The following is a 16405-nucleotide window of genomic DNA, read 5'->3' as shown; positions in this document are numbered from 1 at the left end:
ACCCGCCTCGTATGACAGTCAGCCCGATCTTTATTTCACGGTGCGAGGACCCGCGCCGCGCCGGGTACGCAGGTGGCGGTGAGCGGCAGCGCGCCCAGCGGTTCGCCGTCCGCGTAGGCCGTGACACCGGCCGCGGCCAGCGATATCGACGACACCCGGTGAACGGTGACCGCGGGGTGGCCGAGGTGCGTCCCCCTGTACACCCTGGGGAAGACCTTGAGCAGGGTGGCCCGGCTGCAGTCACCGACCACGGTGACGTCGAAGAGCCCGTCGTCCATGACCGCGTCGGCGCAGATCCGCATGCCGCCGCCGTAGGTGGTCCCGTTGCCCACCGCGATCAGTGTCGCCTCGATCTCGGTCACCGGGCCGCCGTCCAGCTCCAGGCGGTAGGGGATCGGCCGGAAGGCCGCCAGCTCGGCGAGGATCGCCAGGTCGTACTTGAAGCGGCCCCCGATCCAGCGCATCCGGTTCCCCCGGTCGTTGACCCGTGAGTCGAAGCCGGAGGCAAGTACGGAACCGAACCAGCGCTCCCCGACCCGGCCCAGGTCGATCGGGCGGGCCGTCCCGGCCTTGAGCGCCTCGGCGGCCAGCCGTCCGGCGGCGGCCGGATCACGGATCGGCAGTCCGAGGGCGCGGGCGAAGTCGTTCCCGGTGCCCACGGCCACGGCGCCGAGCGGCGTCGACGTGCCCGCGACCGCCTGCAGCGCGAGGGACATCATGCCGTCCCCGCCCACGGCCACGAGTGCTCCGGTCCCGCCCGCCACGGCCTCCCGGGCCCTGCGCAGGGCGTCGTCCGCGTCCTCACCGAGGACGGTCCGTACGGAGAAGCCGGCGTCCCGCAGAGCGGAAGCGGCCGGCTGCGCGGCACGCGCGCCCCGGCCGCTTCCCGCGGTGGGATTGACGAAGAGGGTGATCTCGCTGGTCACCCGCGGGACCCTACAAGGTCAGGTGATGTCGTCGTAACCGTTGAGCCGGTGCGAACGCCCGCCGTCGGCTTCACCGCCTGCCTGCTCGGGCAGGGCCGGCCGGGACACCGGTTCGATCGCGCCGACCCCCTCGGGGGTGAGGTCAAGCTCCGACGCCTCGTCGTCGTCGAGCTCGGCGTCGGGGTTCGCCCGCCGCCTGCGCTTGTCGTTGAGCAGCGAGATGCCGACCGCGATGAAGTAGAGCACCGCGAGCGGGCCCGCGAGGAGCAGCATCGAGATGGGCTCGCCACCCGGGGTGGCGATGGCCGCGAAGGCGGTCAGCCCGACGATCATGCCGCGCCACCAGCGCAGCATCCGGGCGCCGGAGAGTACTCCGGTCATGTTGAGGAGGATGAGCAGCAGCGGCAGTTCGAAGGCCAGCCCGAAGACGATCACCATGCGGGTGATCAGGTCCAGGAAGTCGTCCAGCGGCAGCAGGTTCTTCACGTTGTCGGGCGTGAAGCCGAGCATGATCTCCGCGGTCTGCGGCAGGATCGCGTACGCCAGGTAGGCACCGGCGACGAACAGCGGCACCCCGGCGGCGACGAAGGCGACCGAGTAACGCTTCTCCTGCTTGTGGAGACCGGGGGCGACGAATCCCCACAGCTGGTACAGCCACACCGGAGTGGCCACCAGCACACCCGCCATCAGGGACACCTTCAGCGCGATGGTGAACGGTGACAGCAGACCGTTGGTGGTCATCTCCGCGCAGGGCCGGCCGTTGACCATGGTCACGGCGCCGTTCTTGCAGCCGACCGAGTCCAGGATCGGCTTCATCAGGAACTCGAAGATTTCCTTCTGGAAGAACGCCGCCACGATCACGGCGATGACGATCGCCAGGACCGACTTCAGCAGCCGGTTGCGCAGCTCACGCAGGTGATCGAGGAGGGGCATCCGTCCCTCGTCGTCCTTCTCCTGCTTGCGGGCAGACTTGAGCAACCCACTTCCCTCGTCTCGTGCGACAGCTTCCGGGGTCCGGTATCAGCTGTCAGCTCTGGGTGGTGGGCTTGGCCTCGCTGACCGGGCGGGAGCTGGTGACGTCTCCCGGAGCGGCCTGGATCGTACGCGCGGTGGCCGCGGGCGGGGTGGTGTCCGCGACGGTCTCCGTGGTGGGCGCCGCGGGCTCCGCGTCGTCCTTCTTCATGGCCTTGGCCTCGCTCTTGAGGATGCGGGCCGACTTACCGAGCGAACGCGCCATGTCGGGAAGCTTCTTGGCACCGAAGAGCAGCAGGATGACAGCGATGATCAGAACGATCTCGAGGGGCTTCAGATTGCCGATCATGTGCGACTTCCTTCTCACTGAGGCGTCTGGAGGGTGGGCTCGCTACCCGTTCGACCGGACAGATGTCCGACCTTCGCGCTGGCAGCGATCGTAACCCGCAGGGGTAAACGCCAGGCAATGCCTGTGCGTACTCCCGCTTGCGGCCCACACCTCCCTGCCTGGGCCGCTCCAGCAGCGTACCTCCCGAAACCGTGAATCAGGAGGCCGCGTTCTGCTGTCGCAGGGCTTCTCCGGTGTCGGCGACGGCGGTGGCCGCTCGTTCGAGATCCTCCGCCGCTCGGTTGATCCGCTGTGTGGTCGCGGCGACCTGCCCGGCGAGCCGCTGTGCCTCGACGAAGACCTTGACGGCCAGGACGCCGAGCACGGCCAGGCCGGCGAATCCCAGGGCGATGGCGAGCATGGGCCAGAACATGGACGGTTCCTCGACGTTTCTCGTTACCGCAGGGCGGTGTGCAGGCGCAGTGTCCGCACCCCGCCGCCGCTGAGGAGCTCGACGATGCGCTCCCCGGCCGGCTTGCGGACCGCGGTACCGCATTCGGGGCAGGTGAAGGAGTAGAAGGTGGTGCGCCGGCTGGCCCCTATCGCCAGCCGCAGTGCTCCCGCCGCGAGCTCGAACCGCTCACGGCAGTCCGGGCACGCGGCCCGGAAGCGTACGGTGTCGGGCACCGGGACCGTGACCGGTCCGGTCTGTGTGCTCGATATCGCGGTCATGCGGCCCTTGTCTCCTCGGTGCACCGGTCCGGGCCTCTCAGAGCGCGGAGTCGTAGGCGGCCAGTGCCTCACGTGCCGCCAGCCTGGCGCTCTCGGCCAGGTCGGGGGGCGATGTGATGTGTCCCTCGCCGCCCAGCCGCAGGGCGAGCCTGCGCAGGGAGGCCGGGTCGGGGGTGCGGAGAGTGATCCGCAGACCGCCGTCGGGCAGTTCCTCCGCGCTGTCGTGCGGGTAGTACTCGGCGACCCACCGGCCGCCGGGGCCGACCTCGATCACGACCTCCGGATCCTCGGCGGCGGGCTGCACCAGCCCCTCGGAGAGGTCGCGCAGCTCCAGCTCGGGCGGAGCGGACGGGGCGTCGAGGAGCCTGATCTCGGCGACCCGGTCGAGACGGAACGTACGCCGGGCCTCGGTGAGCCGGCACCAGCCCTCCATGTAGGTGTGGCCGACCGCGAACAGCCTGATCGGGTCCACCTCGCGCTCGGTGAGCTCGTCGCGGGCGGGCGAGTAGTAGCGCAGCCAGAGGCGGCGCCTCTCGGAGATCGCCCGGTCCACGTCGGCGAATACGCCGCCCTCGGACTCGAAGGTGACCGAGAGGCGCGAGCTGGCCGCCCCCACCTCACCGGCCGCCGTCTCCAGCTTCGCGGTCGCTCGCACCAGCGCCTGCCGGTCGCTCTCCCGCAGTCCGGGGAGGGTCGCGACGGCACGGGCGGCGACGAGCAGGGCGGTCGCCTCGTCGGCGGCCAGCCGCAGCGGCTCGGCGACGTCGTCGGGGTTGTGCCACCAGATCCGGTCCCCGTCGGTGTCGATGTCCAGCAGGTCGCCGCCGCGGAAGCTGGTACCGCACATGGGCAGGACGTCAAGGTCGGAGATCAGCTCGTCCTCGGTGATCCCGAAGGCCCGGGCCACGTCCTGGACGTGTGCGCCGGGGCGCTCGCGCAGGTAGGTGACGAGGGAGAGCATCCGGCGGGTCTGGTCGATCGCGTTCGTGGCCACGAGTACGGGTCCCCTCAGTCCTTGGCCACGGCGCGCAGCCGGTCCATCACGTCGGCCCGCAGATCGGCGGGCTCGCTCACGATCACGTCGGGCCCGAACTCCACGAGCCAGGCGTCCAGCCCGTGCCCGTACGGAATCTCCAACTCGTCCCAGCCGTCGCCGAGTTCCCGTACGGATGTCGCGCGGGAGCGCAGCGGGTAGCCGGAGCCGGTGCGCAGGCGGATGCGGGCGGTCCTGGTGGCGGTCTCGCCGGCCCAGCTCTCCACGGTCTCGCGGACGGTGACCGCGTCGGGGACACGGGCGGTGAAGGCCCCGGCGCGGGACCGGACCCGGCCCGCGATGCGGGACAGCCGGAACACCCGCTCGGCGCCCCTGTCCCGGTCCCAGCCGGCCAGGTACCAGTGACCGCGCCAGCATTCGAGGGTCCAGGGCTCGACCTGGCGCTGTTCGGGGCGCGCGGCGTTGCCCTTGCGGTAGTCGAAGGTGACCGGGCGGCGGTCCCGGCAGGCGAGCATCAGCGGCTCGAAAGCGGCTTCGTGGACCGGGATGCGGGGTTCGAGGGCACTGTGGGGCTCGTAGGCGTCCTCGGCCTCCGGCATGCCTGCCGCCCGCAGCTTCTGCAGGGCGCCGCTCGCGGCACCGGCGAGGCGGGCCTGCTGCCAGACCTTGGCTGCCAGGCCGAGGGCCGCGGCCTCCTCGGCGTCCAGGGTGATGGGGGGCAGCCGGTTGCTGTCACGGCGCGCGAGGTACCCCGTGTCGCCGTCCAGGTTCTCGACGGTCTCGATGATCAGACCGAGTTCGCGCAGATCGTCCTTGTCGCGCTCGAACATCCGGTTGAAGGAGTCGTCGTTGCCCGCCTCCAGGTAGGCCTCGATGGACCCGCGGAGTTCACGCTTGCTGAGCGGACGCCGGGTACCCAGCAGACACAGTGCCAGGTTCATCAGCCGTTCGGCCTTGGCAATCGCCATCGACGCCCTTTCTCGACGTGCTCTCCGACCGTCGACCGTACCGCCCCGGGGTGTCCGGGCCAAAGCGAGGGCCGAAGCCGGAGGCCCGTGCCTTGCGGCACGGGCCTCCGACTGCTGTGGACGGACGGATCAGACGCCGACGAGGTCGCAGACGAAGATCAGCGTCTCGCCGGGGGCGATCGAGCCGCCGCCCGCGCCGCGGTCGCCGTAGGCGAGGTGCGCGGGGATGGTCAGCTGGCGACGGCCGCCGACCTTCATGCCCTGGACGCCCTTGTCCCAGCCGGCGATGACCTGGCCGGCACCGAGCTGGAACTTCAGCGGGGTGCCGCGGTTCCAGGAGGCGTCGAACTCCTCGCCGGTGGAGAAGGCGACACCGACGTAGTGCACGGAGACGGTCTGACCCGCCTGGGCCACCGGTCCGTCGCCCTCCCAGATTTCCTTGATCTCCAGGTCGGCCGGCGGCTCGCCACCCGGGAAGTCGATCTCGGGCTTGTCGATGCTCACTGAGCTGCTCCTCTTACTGATGAACTGCGTAACCGGGACAGTCTTACATCTTCGCCAGGAGGTCCACGGCGAACACGAGGGTGGACTTGGCGGGGATGGACTGCTGCGCCTCGTTGCCGAAGGCCTGGTCCGGCGGGATGACGAGCAGCACGCGGCTGCCGATCTTCTTGCCGACCAGTCCGCTCTTGAGACCCTTCAGCGTGACCTGGGCCAGCGGGAAGGTCTGCGTCTTGCCTGTCTGGTAGGTGCTGTCGAAGGCCTTGCTGTCCTTCCAGAGCAGACCCACGTAGTTCACGACGACGCTGTCGGTGTCCTTGATGACCTCGCCCTTGGACTCCAGGATGTAGTTGGAGACCAGCTTCTTCGGCGGATCGCTCTTGGGGATCGTGACCGTCGGGGCCTTGCCGTCGGTCTTCGTGCCGACCTTGGGCAGGTCGATGTTGTCCTGCGCCACCTCGGATCCCTCGGCGGACGCCGGGACCTGGGTCGCCTTCACGATGTCGACGACGAAGACGAGGGTGGCGTTGGGCTTGATGTCGCCCTGCCCCTGCTCGCCGTAGGCGAGGTCCGGCGGGATGACCAGCTCGACACGGCTGCCGACCTTCTGGCCGACGAGCCCCTTGTCCCAGCCCTGGATGACCATGCCCGCGCCGAGCGTCAGGTCGAACGGCTGCTTGCGGTCGAAGCTGTTGTCGAACGGCTTGGTGGAGTCCCACGCCTGCCCGAGGTAGTTGACCTGGATCGCGTCGCCGGTCTTGAGCTTTACGCCGTCACCCTCACTGATGACATCGGTCTTCAGCTCCTTGGGGGGATCGCCCTCACCCTTCTCCAGGGTGGGCTTCTCGCCGAACTTCGCGCCCGCGGTGATCGCGGGGAAGCCCTTCTCGGTCGAGGCGGAGTCGGAGGCCTTGTCATCGCCGCATGCAGCCGTTGACAGCAGCAGAAGGGGGACGACGAGAAGGCCGGCAAGTCGGCGCACTGGTTCCTCAGATCTCAGACGGCACGTGAATGGTCCCCGACACTCTAGGCCGAACGAAGGGCCCCGTACGAGGAACGTACGGGGCCCGGTCGCATTCGGGAGGGACATTCCTGTCCCGGATCACATGCCCGCGATGAGCTTCTCCACCCGGTCGTCGACGGAACGGAAAGGGTCCTTGCACAGGACGGTGCGCTGCGCCTGGTCGTTGAGCTTGAGGTGGACCCAGTCGACGGTGAAGTCCCGCCGCTGCTCCTGGGCACGGCGGATGAAGTCACCGCGCAGCCGCGCCCTCGTGGTCTGCGGGGGCACAGACTTGCCCTCGAAGATCTTCAGGTCGTTGCAGATGCGCGTGGCCTGTCCCTTGCGCTCCAGGAGGTAGTAGAGCCCCCGCCTGCGGTGGATGTCGTGGTAGGCGAGGTCTATCTGAGCGACCCTCGGGTTCGACATCGTCATGTTGTGCTTGGCCCGGTACCGCTCGATGAGCTTGTATTTCATGACCCAGTCGATCTCGGTGCCGATCCGGTCGAGGTCCTCGGCCTCGATGGCGTCCAGCGTGCGGCCCCACAGTTCGAGGACCTGGTCGACGGTGCCCGTGCGGATGCCCCGGCGCTCGACGAAGTCGACGGCCTTCTCGTAGTACTCGCGCTGGACCTCGATGGCCGACGCCTCCCGGCCGCTGGCCAGGCGCACCTTGCGCTGTCCCGTGATGTCGTGGCTGACCTCCCGGATGGCCCGGATCGGGTTCTCCAGGGTCAGGTCGCGCATCACGGTGCCCGCCTCGATCATGCGCAGCACGAGGTCGGTGGCACCGACCTTGAGCAGCATGGTCGTCTCGGACATGTTGGAGTCCCCGACGATGACGTGGAGGCGGCGGTACCGCTCGGCGTCGGCGTGCGGTTCGTCCCGGGTGTTGATGATCGGGCGGGAACGCGTCGTCGCGGAACTGACGCCCTCCCAGATGTGCTCGGCCCGCTGGCTCACGCAGTAGACGGCTCCGCGCGGCGTCTGCAGCACCTTGCCGGCACCGCAGATGAGCTGACGGGTGACGAGGAACGGAATGAGGATGTCCGCGAGCCGGGAGAATTCCCCGTGCCGTGCCACGAGGTAGTTCTCGTGACACCCGTAGGAGTTTCCGGCCGAGTCGGTGTTGTTCTTGAACAGATAGACGTCGCCCGCGATTCCTTCCTCGTGCAGGCGGCGTTCTGCGTCGACGAGCAGGCCTTCGAGAATGCGCTCGCCTGCTTTGTCGTGCGTGACCAGTTCGGTCACGTTGTCGCATTCCGGTGTTGCGTATTCCGGATGCGATCCCACGTCGAGGTAGAGGCGGGCGCCGTTCCGCAGGAAGACATTGCTGCTGCGGCCCCATGACACGACACGGCGGAAGAGGTAGCGCGCCACTTCGTCAGGTGACAGTCGGCGCTGTCCCCTGAACGTGCACGTGACGCCGTACTCGTTCTCCAGCCCGAAAATGCGGCGGTCCATGACTGAACATTACGCCTTATGGCCTGAGCTGAAACCGGGTTCGGCAGCACCGTTTCGATCATTTTCCGAACCGGCCACGACCGCGGGCGGGCGCCCGGGAGCTGCGAGGACCCTTCCGGTGGCCAGCAGCACCAGCAGCGCGGCCACTCCACCGGCCCCCGCGACGGCGAAACTCCAGCCCGTGCCGCCCACCTCGACGGCCGGGCCCGCCACCGCCGTTCCGGCCGCCGCGCCGACACCGAAGGTCGTCACGAGCCAGGAGAACGCCTCGGTCACGGTGCCCTGCGGCGCGTGCCGGTCGACGACGATGAACGAGCAGGCGATCGCCGGGGCCAGGAACACCCCGGCGAGCGCGGCCAGCGCGGTCATGGCGGGCACACCCGGGGTGAGCATCAGCGGCAGATAGCCCAGGGCCAGCAGCGCGACGATGACCCGCAGTCTGCGCTCGGGAGCCCCGGCCCACTGCCGCGCCCCGTACACCGCTCCGCCGATCAGCGCTCCGAGACCAAGAGCGGCCATCAGCCAGCCGTACACGGACTCCCGGCCGTGGTCGTCCGCGTAGGCGACACCGGCCACCGTGATGGAGCCGAGGGCGAGCCCGACGAAGAAGAAGGCGCCCAGCAGCGCGAGCAGTCCGGGTGAGCGCAGGGCGCCCAGCCAGTGCGCCTCGCGGGGCGCCGAGCGCCAGGCCCTGGAGGGCTCGGACAGCACGACGGACAGCGCGCCCAGGACGCCCAGGGCGTTGATGACCAGGAGAGCGGCGGCGGGTGATCGGAGCGACACCAGGACCGTCACGAGGAGGGGGCCGACGGTGAACATGACCTCCTGGGCCACCGCGTCCATGGCGTAGGCCCGGTGCACCCGGTCCTCCCGGCCGAGGACGGTCGGCCACAGGGCCCGCAGCCCGCCCTCCAGCGGGGGTGTGAACACACCGGCCACCACGACAGCGGCGTACGCGGCCGGCAGCGAGCCGAGTCCCATGAGGGCGAGCGCCGCCATGCCGAGCGCGGAGACCACGGCCGCCGGGAGCTGGACGCGCGGCTGGCCGTACAGGTCCACGGCGCGGCCCAGCAGGGGCTGCCCCACCGCAGTGGCGAGACCGTAGGCCGCCGCCAGGGCGCCGGCCAGCGTGTAGCTGCCGCCCTCCGCGCGGGTGAACAGGACGATCGCGATGTGGGCGGTGCCGTTGGGCAGCCGCCCCACCAGCGTCCCCGCCAGCAGCCGGGCGGCATGCCGCGTCCGGAGGATGTCCAGATACCCCGCGGCCATGTCCGCCCCTCTCCCCCGACGGTGTCTCAGCCTCGGGGTTTTACGTATAACGTCGAGGCTCATACGTACCATGTGGGCAGCCCGGGAGTCCATCCCGCCGCATCCGACCGGAGCAGCACGGAGGCACGAGTGAGCAGCGCGCGGCAGCCCGCCCCAGCCCGGCCCACCAGCCGTGACGTGGCTCGGGCCGCGGGCGTCTCGCAGGCCACGGTCTCGCTCGTGCTCGGCGGGAAATGGCGGGGACGGGTGTCCGCGTCGACCGCCGAGCGGGTGCGCGGCAGCGCCCGGGACCTCGGCTACCGGCCGAACTTCGCGGCCCGCAGCCTGCGGATGGGCCGCACCCGTACGGCGCTGCTCGTCGTCCCCGCACTGACCAACGAGTTCTTCGCCCGTGTGTACACGGGAGCCGCGGCCGTCGCCGCCGAGCACGACTTCGGCGTGGTCCTCTACCCGTCCCCCGACGGCACCGGCCCCGCCAGGGACCCCTTCGCCTCGGCACGCGCGGCGCTCGACGGGGTGATCGCCTCGTCCATGGCGGCGGACGCCCTGGGAGCGCTGCGGGGCGCGGAACTGCCGCTGGTGATGCTGGACAGCGACCCCGAGGACCACGGGGCGGCGGCGCGCGTGAACCTCGACATCGCGGACGGCATGCGCCAGGTGACGGAACATCTGCTCGGCCTCGGGCACCGCCGGTTCGTGCACCTCGCGTCCGCCGTGGACACCTGGACCTTCGCGGTGCGCGCCCGGGCGCTGCGGGAGGCCGTGGAAGCCGTCCCGGGCGCGGTCCTGCAGACCGTGACGGCCGCCCTGGACGTACGCGCCGGACGCGAGGCCGCCGAGACGGTCCTGAGCTCCCCCGGCCCACTGCCCACCGCGCTCGTCTGCGACGACGACATCCTGGCCGCCGGCGCCTGCAAGGCGGTTCGCAGAAGGGGGCTGCGGGTCCCCGACGACATCTCCGTGACCGGCTTCGACGACCTGGCGCTCGCCACGGCGGTGGAACCGGAGCTCACCACCGTGCGCCTCCCGGCCGAACAGGTGGGCGAGCGGGGCATGACGGCTCTGCTGGACGTCCTGGAGGGCCGTCCGGCGGAGCATCACGATCTCCCCGTCCACCTGGTGGCACGCGGCTCCACCGCGCCCCCGCCCGGGGCGTGAAGAAGCCCTCCGGACGCCGCGCACGGCGTCCGGAGGGCTTCTCCCGGAGTTCGCCTACTCCTTCGTTCCCTCGTCGGAGGCGTCGGTGCCCTTCGCGGGGGCGTCGGTGCTCTTCGCCGGGGTGTCGGTGCCGGCGGCCGGCGTGCTGCCGCCCTCCGCGTCCTCCGAGTCGGACGGGGCGTCCGTCGGGGTCGCCCCCGCACCGTCCGCGTCCAGCAGCCTGGTCAGCTGCCGGCCGACGATCCGCTTGAACTTGCGCTGCTGCGGCCTCGTCCGGTCCAGGACCGCGACCTCCAGGCGCTCGGCGGGGATCTCCCGCTCGTTGCCGTTGGCCTCGCGGGACAACGCCTGCACAGCCAGCTTGAGCGCCTCGGCGAGGGACATCCCGTCGCGGTGACGCTGGTCGAGGAAGCTGCTGATCTGTTCGGCGTTCCCGCCGACCGCGACCGAGCCGTGCTCGTCCACGATCGAGCCGTCGTGCGGCAGCCGGTAGATCTGGTCGCCCTCCGGCCCGGCCCCGACCTCGGCGACCACCAGCTCCACCTCGTACGGCTTCTCGGCCGCGCTGGAGAAGATGGTGCCGAGCGTCTGCGCGTAGACGTTGGCCAGGCCACGGGCCGTCACGTCGTCGCGGTCGTAGGTGTATCCGCGCAGATCCGCGTAGCGGACCCCGCCGATCCGGAGGTTCTCGTACTCGTTGTACTTGCCGGCGGCGGCGAAGCCGATCCGGTCGTAGATCTCGCTGAACTTGTGCAGCGCGCGGGACGGGTTCTCGCCGACGAACACAATGCCGTCGGCGAACTGCAGCACAACCAGGCTGCGACCACGGGCGATGCCCTTCCGGGCGTATTCCGCCCGGTCGGCCATGGCCTGCTGGGGTGAGACATAGAACGGCGTCGACACCGGCTATCCGTCCCTTTCTGTCAGTGACGAGTGCATCGGAGGAGCATCGGGCCGGTCAGAGCAGCGCGGCACGGGGGCCGTCGGGCTGCTCGAGCCGGCGCTCCAGGATCGCGCGGGCGATCTCCGAGGATTCCGTGTCGTCGAGCCTGCGGAAGCCCTCGTCGGTGATGACGGTGACGATCGGATAGATCCGGCGGGCCACGTCCGGGCCGCCGGTCGCCGAGTCGTCGTCGGCGGCGTCGTACAGCGCCTGGACGACCAGGGTGAGCGTCTGCTCCTCGGTCAGGTCGTTTCGGTACAGCTTCTTCATCGACCCGCGCGCGAAGACGGAGCCGGAGCCGGTGGCCGCGTAGCCGTGTTCCTCGGACCGCCCGCCGGTGACGTCGTACGAGAAGATCCGGCCCTTCTCGCGGTCGACGTCGTACCCCGCGAACAGCGGGACGACCGCCAAGCCCTGCATGGCCATCGCAAGATTGCTGCGGATCATCGTGGAGAGCCGGTTGGCCTTGCCCTCGAGGGAGAGCGTGGCCCCCTCGACCTTCTCGAAGTGCTCCAGCTCCAGCTGGAACAGCTTGACCATCTCCACGGCGAGCCCCGCCGTGCCCGCGATGCCCACCGCCGAGTACTCGTCGGCAGGGAACACCTTCTCGATGTCGCGCTGCGCGATCATGTTCCCCATGGTCGCCCGCCGGTCACCCGCGAGCACCACTCCACCGGGGAACGAGGCCGCGACGATGGTCGTCCCGTGCGGCGCCTCGACGGCACCCTGCAACGGCGGCAGGCTCCGGTTGCCGGGAAGGATCTCGGGTGAGTGGTCGGACAGGAAGTCCATGAACGACGACGAACCCGGCGTCAGGAAGGCAGCTGGTAGACGCCCGGTGCTACGAGTGTTGGCTTCCACGCGTTTCCCTCCAGGTATGCGATGGCCCTGCGCAAGGAGTCAGGATCATCCCCAACTTGCCGATGGCCGAATTGCAGTTGAAGCACTACGCCACGGACCCTACCCGCACTGTGACGGTGATCAACATGATCCCGGCTGCGGAAGCGCCCGCCGGCGGACGCCCGCGTGCGGACGAGGGCATCCCTCGGAGGGCGCCGGCCGACGGCACCGGGCCGTCGGCCGGCGGTCCCTGTCGCCGACTGCTACTCGCCACCCTTTTGGACGAACGAACGCACGAAGTCCTCGGCATTGGACTCGAGTACGTCGTCGATCTCGTCGAGGACGTCGTCGACGTCGTCGCTGAGCTTCTCCTGCCGCTCCGCGAGGTCCTCGGACGCCTGCGCCTCCTGCGCCTGCTCCTCGGTCTCCTCGGTGGAACGTGTCGCCTTCTGCTGTCCGCCGCCGGTGTCCTTGGTCGCCATATAGCTCACCCCGCTCGGTTCGAAGCACTTGATCAGACCCTACCTACGGGGTCCGACATCGGCCCGGTACTTTCCTCAACGTCCGGAGGTCATCTGATTGATTCCCAGCCGGAGCGCCTTTCAGCCCCCCGTGAGCGTCCGGACCAGCTCTTCCGCGGTGCGGCAGCGGTCCAGGAGCCCCTCGACGTGAGCACGTGTACCGCGCAACGGTTCCATCGTGGGCACCCGCTGCAGCGAGTCACGGTCCGGCAGGTCGAAGATGACCGAGTCCCAGGAGGCCGCGGCGACGTCGTCCGCGTACTGCTCCAGGCAGCGGCCCCGGAAATAGGCCCTGGTGTCCTCCGGGGGCTTCGTGCGCGCCCTCTCGACGTCGCTCTCGTCGAGTAGCCGCTTGATCTTCCCCCGGGCGGCCAGACGGTTGTACAGACCCTTGTCGGCCCGTACGTCGGCGTACTGGAGGTCCACCAGGTGCAGGCGCGGGGCGTCCCAGTCCAGGCCGTCACGGCGCCGGTAGCCCTCCATGAGCTCCCGCTTGGCGATCCAGTCCAGCTCGCCCGACAGGCTCATCGGGTCGTTCTCCAGACGGTTCAGGGTGTCCTCCCAGCGGGCCAGGACGTCCCTGGTCTGCTCGTCCGCGTCCGCGCCGTACCGCTCCTCGACGTACTTTCGGGCCAGTTCGAAGTACTCCATCTGGAGCTGGACGGCGGTCAGTGTCCGGCCGCTGCGGAGCGTGACCAGCTGCTTGAGCGTCGGATCGTGCGAGACCTGGTGGAGCGTGCGGACCGGCTGGTCCACCGCCAGGTCGACGTTGATGAATCCGTCCTCGATCATGGCCAGGACCAGCGAGGTCGTGCCGAGCTTCAGGTAGGTCGAGATCTCGGAGAGGTTCGCGTCGCCGATGATCACGTGGAGCCTGCGGTACTTCTCGGCGTCCGAGTGCGGCTCGTCGCGCGTGTTGATGATGGGGCGCTTGAGCGTGGTCTCCAGGCCGACCTCGACCTCGAAGTAGTCCGCGCGCTGGCTGATCTGGAACCCGTGCTCGTGGCCGTCCTGGCCGATGCCGACCCGGCCCGCACCGGTGACGACCTGGCGGGAGACGAAGAACGGCGTCAGGTGGCGCACGATGTCCGAGAAGGGGGTCTCCCGCTTCATCAGGTAGTTCTCGTGCGTGCCGTAGGAGGCGCCCTTGTTGTCGGTGTTGTTCTTGTAGAGATGGATCGGCTGGGCCCCGGGGATCGCGGCGGCCCGCTCGGCCGCTTCCGCCATCACCCGCTCGCCGGCCTTGTCCCAGAGCACCGCGTCCAGCGGATTGGTGATCTCGGGTGAGCTGTATTCGGGGTGCGCGTGGTCGACGTAGAGCCGCGCACCGTTGGTGAGGATGACATTGGCCAGGCCGATGTCCTCGTCGGTGAGCTGACTGGAGTCGGCGGTCTCACGGGCGAGGTCGAAGCCTCGCGCGTCCCGCAGCGGATTCTCCTCCTCGAAGTCCCAGCGGGCGCGGCGCGCCCGGTGCATCGCCGCCGCGTAGGCGTTGACGATCTGGGACGAGGTGAGCATGGCATTGGCGTTGGGTTGACCGGGGACGGAGATCCCGTACTCCGTCTCGATGCCCATCACTCGCCGTACGGTCATGCGGCCCTCCTTGCCCGGCGGCGCCCCCCTCCGGGAGCGGCGCTCAAGTACCGCTGCTGGTCCGCGGTGCCCGTCCCCGCACTGCGCGACTCGGCGGTACGGCAGAGCCTAGAGCGCCTCTGCGCCGGTGGGGAGATCAATTGCGTCATTGTTCGGGTGTGGCCGGCGCTGCCGGGAAAACGGCCGGCTGCGGATACCCTGCCGGGCATCCGCAGCCGGTCTGCGTTTTACAGGTACTGTCCGGTATTTGCCACCGTGTCGATGGAACGACCGGTGTCCGCGCCCTGCTTTCCGGTGACGAGTGTGCGGATGAAGACGATCCGCTCGCCCTTCTTTCCGGAAATCCTGGCCCAGTCGTCCGGGTTGGTGGTGTTCGGCAGGTCCTCGTTCTCCTTGAACTCGTCCACGCACGCCTGGAGGAGATGGGAGACGCGCAGGCCCTTCTGGCCCTGCTCGAGGAATGCCTTGATGGCCATTTTCTTCGCCCGGTCCACGATGTTCTGAATCATCGCTCCGGAGTTGAAGTCCTTGAAGTACAGGACTTCCTTGTCGCCGTTCGCATAGGTGACCTCGAGGAAGCGGTTCTCCTCGGATTCCGTGTACATCCGCTCCACGACGGACTGGATCATCGCGTGGGCGGCGGCTTCCTTCGAGCCGGTGTGCTCGGCCAGGTCGTCCGAGTGCAGCGGCAGCGAGGGGGTGAGGTACTTGGCGAAGATGTCCTTGGCGGCCTCCGCGTCCGGGCGCTCGATCTTGATCTTCACATCGAGGCGGCCGGGGCGCAGGATCGCGGGGTCGATCATGTCCTCGCGGTTGGAGGCGCCGATGACGATGACGTTCTCCAGTCCCTCCACACCGTCGATCTCGGCGAGCAGCTGGGGGACGATGGTGTTCTCCACGTCCGAGCTGACACCGGAGCCACGGGTGCGGAAGAGGGATTCCATCTCGTCGAAGAAGACGATGACGGGGGTCCCCTCGCTCGCCTTCTCCCGGGCACGCTGGAAGACGAGGCGGATGTGCCGCTCGGTCTCACCGACGTACTTGTTGAGGAGTTCGGGGCCCTTGATGTTGAGGAAGTAGCTCTTCCCCGCGGGCTGTCCGGTCACCTCGGCGACCTTCTTGGCCAGCGAGTTGGCGACGGCCTTGGCGATGAGCGTCTTGCCGCAGCCCGGAGGGCCGTAGAGCAGGATGCCCTTCGGCGGGCGGAGCTCGTGCTCCTTGAAGAGGTCCGGGTGGAGGTACGGGAGCTCGACCGCGTCGCGGATCAGTTCGATCTGGTCGCCCAGACCGCCGATCTTGTTGTAGTCGATGTCCGGGACCTCTTCGAGAACGAGCTCCTCGACCTCGCTCTTGGGGACCACTTCGTAGACGTACCCGGACCTGGGCTCGAGCAGGAGGGCGTCGCCGGGGCGGATGGTGATGTCCAGCAGGGGCTCGGCGAGCCTCACCACCCGTTCCTCGTCGGTGTGCCCGACGACCAGGGCGCGCTCGCCGTCCTCGAGGATCTCCTTGAGGGTGACGATGTCCCCGGCCCGCTCGAACTCCATGGCCTCGACCACGTTGAGCGCTTCGTTGAGCATGACTTCCTGGCCTCGCCTGAGGCCTTCGAGCTCGACGCTGGGGCTGACGTTCACCCGGAGCTTGCGGCCCCCGGTGAAGATGTCACAGGTGTCGTCCTCGTTGGCCTGCAGGAAGACACCGAAGCCGGCCGGTGGCTGGGCCAGCCGGTCGACCTCCTCCTTGAGCGCGACGATCTGGTCGCGGGCCTCGCGGAGTGTGTTGGCGAGCCGCTCGTTCTGCGCGGACACGCCTGCCAGGTTGGTCTGCAACTCGACGATCCGCTCTTCGAGAATCCTCGTATGACGCGGAGAGTCGGCGAGCTTACGTCGCAGGACGGCGATTTCCTGCTCGAGATAGGCGACCTGGCCGGCCGGGTCTTCTGACCCGCGCGCGGGCCGGGTGCCGCGGTTGATGTCGTCGTCGTGGGCTGCCACGGTCCTCACCTCCTCCAAGGGGAGCTGGACGCTTCCTGACCCTACCTGGGTGGGTGATGATTGAAACCCCTAGATCACAAAGACCCGGGAGTCTGTCCGATCTTCACCCTTGCGCTCTCCCTCACGCCAAGGGAATACCCACCCTTCGGCACCGGAAAGCAGCCGGTTGTATCGTCGAAGCGTTCAACACCCGTCAGGGCTG

17 protein-coding genes and 1 pseudogene are annotated in these 16405 nt (G+C 69.2%); 1 reads left to right on the top strand and 17 read right to left on the bottom strand.

Annotated features, from left to right (window positions below):
• Nucleotides 1-35: 35 nt before the first annotated feature.
• The 11 genes from P8A20_RS29845 to P8A20_RS29795 form a co-directional block, all read right to left on the bottom strand.
• A complete protein-coding gene (locus P8A20_RS29845) occupies nt 36-926 on the bottom strand; it encodes a diacylglycerol kinase (protein WP_147962227.1) in 891 nt (296 codons plus the stop codon).
• Between the two features lie 18 nt (nt 927-944).
• Nucleotides 945-1904, bottom strand: coding sequence for a twin-arginine translocase subunit TatC (gene tatC, locus P8A20_RS29840; RefSeq protein ID WP_147962226.1), 960 nt, complete (start codon nt 1902-1904; stop codon nt 945-947).
• Nucleotides 1905-1953: 49 nt separating this feature from the next.
• Entirely contained in the window at nt 1954-2247 is a 294-nt protein-coding gene (tatA, locus tag P8A20_RS29835; protein ID WP_014157210.1) for a Sec-independent protein translocase subunit TatA, read from the bottom strand.
• A 196-nt stretch (nt 2248-2443) separates the two neighbouring features.
• Nucleotides 2444-2659: a hypothetical protein gene (locus P8A20_RS29830; RefSeq protein ID WP_147962225.1), complete on the bottom strand. Its 216-nt coding sequence runs from the start codon at nt 2657-2659 to the stop codon at nt 2444-2446.
• Between the two features lie 23 nt (nt 2660-2682).
• Nucleotides 2683-2958, bottom strand: coding sequence for a hypothetical protein (locus P8A20_RS29825; protein WP_147962224.1), 276 nt, complete (start codon nt 2956-2958; stop codon nt 2683-2685).
• A gap of 37 nt (nt 2959-2995) precedes the next feature.
• Nucleotides 2996-3952 carry a helix-turn-helix transcriptional regulator gene (locus P8A20_RS29820; RefSeq protein ID WP_147962223.1) on the bottom strand — a complete coding sequence of 319 codons (957 nt, stop codon included), beginning with the start codon at nt 3950-3952 and terminating at the stop codon, nt 2996-2998.
• A 14-nt stretch (nt 3953-3966) separates the two neighbouring features.
• Complete coding sequence (locus P8A20_RS29815) at nt 3967-4920, bottom strand: helix-turn-helix transcriptional regulator (protein ID WP_147962222.1); 954 nt, start codon at nt 4918-4920, stop codon at nt 3967-3969.
• Nucleotides 4921-5049: 129 nt separating this feature from the next.
• A complete protein-coding gene (locus P8A20_RS29810) occupies nt 5050-5424 on the bottom strand; it encodes an FKBP-type peptidyl-prolyl cis-trans isomerase (RefSeq protein WP_147962221.1) in 375 nt (124 codons plus the stop codon).
• Nucleotides 5425-5467: 43 nt separating this feature from the next.
• The gene (locus tag P8A20_RS29805; RefSeq protein ID WP_306104547.1) at nt 5468-6403 is read right to left on the bottom strand and encodes an FKBP-type peptidyl-prolyl cis-trans isomerase; all 936 of its coding nucleotides are present in this window, start codon (nt 6401-6403) and stop codon (nt 5468-5470) included.
• Nucleotides 6404-6523: 120 nt separating this feature from the next.
• The gene (gene pafA, locus P8A20_RS29800) at nt 6524-7885 is read right to left on the bottom strand and encodes a Pup--protein ligase (RefSeq protein WP_073751411.1); all 1362 of its coding nucleotides are present in this window, start codon (nt 7883-7885) and stop codon (nt 6524-6526) included.
• A 9-nt stretch (nt 7886-7894) separates the two neighbouring features.
• Nucleotides 7895-9154 (bottom strand): MFS transporter, encoded by a 1260-nt coding sequence (locus tag P8A20_RS29795; protein ID WP_306104546.1) that lies wholly within the window; start codon nt 9152-9154, stop codon nt 7895-7897.
• Between the two features lie 129 nt (nt 9155-9283).
• On the opposite strand from P8A20_RS29795, the gene P8A20_RS29790 reads away from it, so the two are divergent.
• Nucleotides 9284-10312 carry a LacI family DNA-binding transcriptional regulator gene (locus P8A20_RS29790; protein WP_306104545.1) on the top strand — a complete coding sequence of 343 codons (1029 nt, stop codon included), beginning with the start codon at nt 9284-9286 and terminating at the stop codon, nt 10310-10312.
• A 54-nt stretch (nt 10313-10366) separates the two neighbouring features.
• Here the strand turns inward: P8A20_RS29790 and prcA are convergent, their stop codons facing one another.
• From prcA to arc, 6 genes and pseudogenes are all read right to left on the bottom strand, one after another.
• The gene (gene prcA, locus P8A20_RS29785; RefSeq protein ID WP_306104544.1) at nt 10367-11215 is read right to left on the bottom strand and encodes a proteasome subunit alpha; all 849 of its coding nucleotides are present in this window, start codon (nt 11213-11215) and stop codon (nt 10367-10369) included.
• Nucleotides 11216-11270: 55 nt separating this feature from the next.
• The gene (gene prcB, locus P8A20_RS29780) at nt 11271-12116 is read right to left on the bottom strand and encodes a proteasome subunit beta (protein ID WP_147962214.1); all 846 of its coding nucleotides are present in this window, start codon (nt 12114-12116) and stop codon (nt 11271-11273) included.
• Nucleotides 12117-12136: 20 nt separating this feature from the next.
• Nucleotides 12137-12244, bottom strand: a pseudogene (locus P8A20_RS38785) (endonuclease VII domain-containing protein); the annotation flags it as partial.
• 114 nt (nt 12245-12358) lie between these two features.
• Entirely contained in the window at nt 12359-12577 is a 219-nt protein-coding gene (locus P8A20_RS29770) for a ubiquitin-like protein Pup (protein WP_073751996.1), read from the bottom strand.
• A 120-nt stretch (nt 12578-12697) separates the two neighbouring features.
• Nucleotides 12698-14209 carry a depupylase/deamidase Dop gene (gene dop / locus P8A20_RS29765; protein ID WP_306104543.1) on the bottom strand — a complete coding sequence of 504 codons (1512 nt, stop codon included), beginning with the start codon at nt 14207-14209 and terminating at the stop codon, nt 12698-12700.
• 227 nt (nt 14210-14436) lie between these two features.
• On the bottom strand, nt 14437-16203 hold the full coding sequence (arc, locus tag P8A20_RS29760) for a proteasome ATPase (RefSeq protein ID WP_147962212.1): 1767 nt from the start codon (nt 16201-16203) through the stop codon (nt 14437-14439).
• Between the last annotated feature and the right edge of the window lie 202 nt (nt 16204-16405).

This window comes from Streptomyces sp. Alt3, assembly GCF_030719215.1.
GTDB classification, from domain to species: Bacteria; Actinomycetota; Actinomycetes; order Streptomycetales; family Streptomycetaceae; genus Streptomyces; species Streptomyces glycanivorans.
Note: the sequence above shows the minus strand (reverse complement) of the source record. Positions and strands in the feature narration are given on the sequence as shown.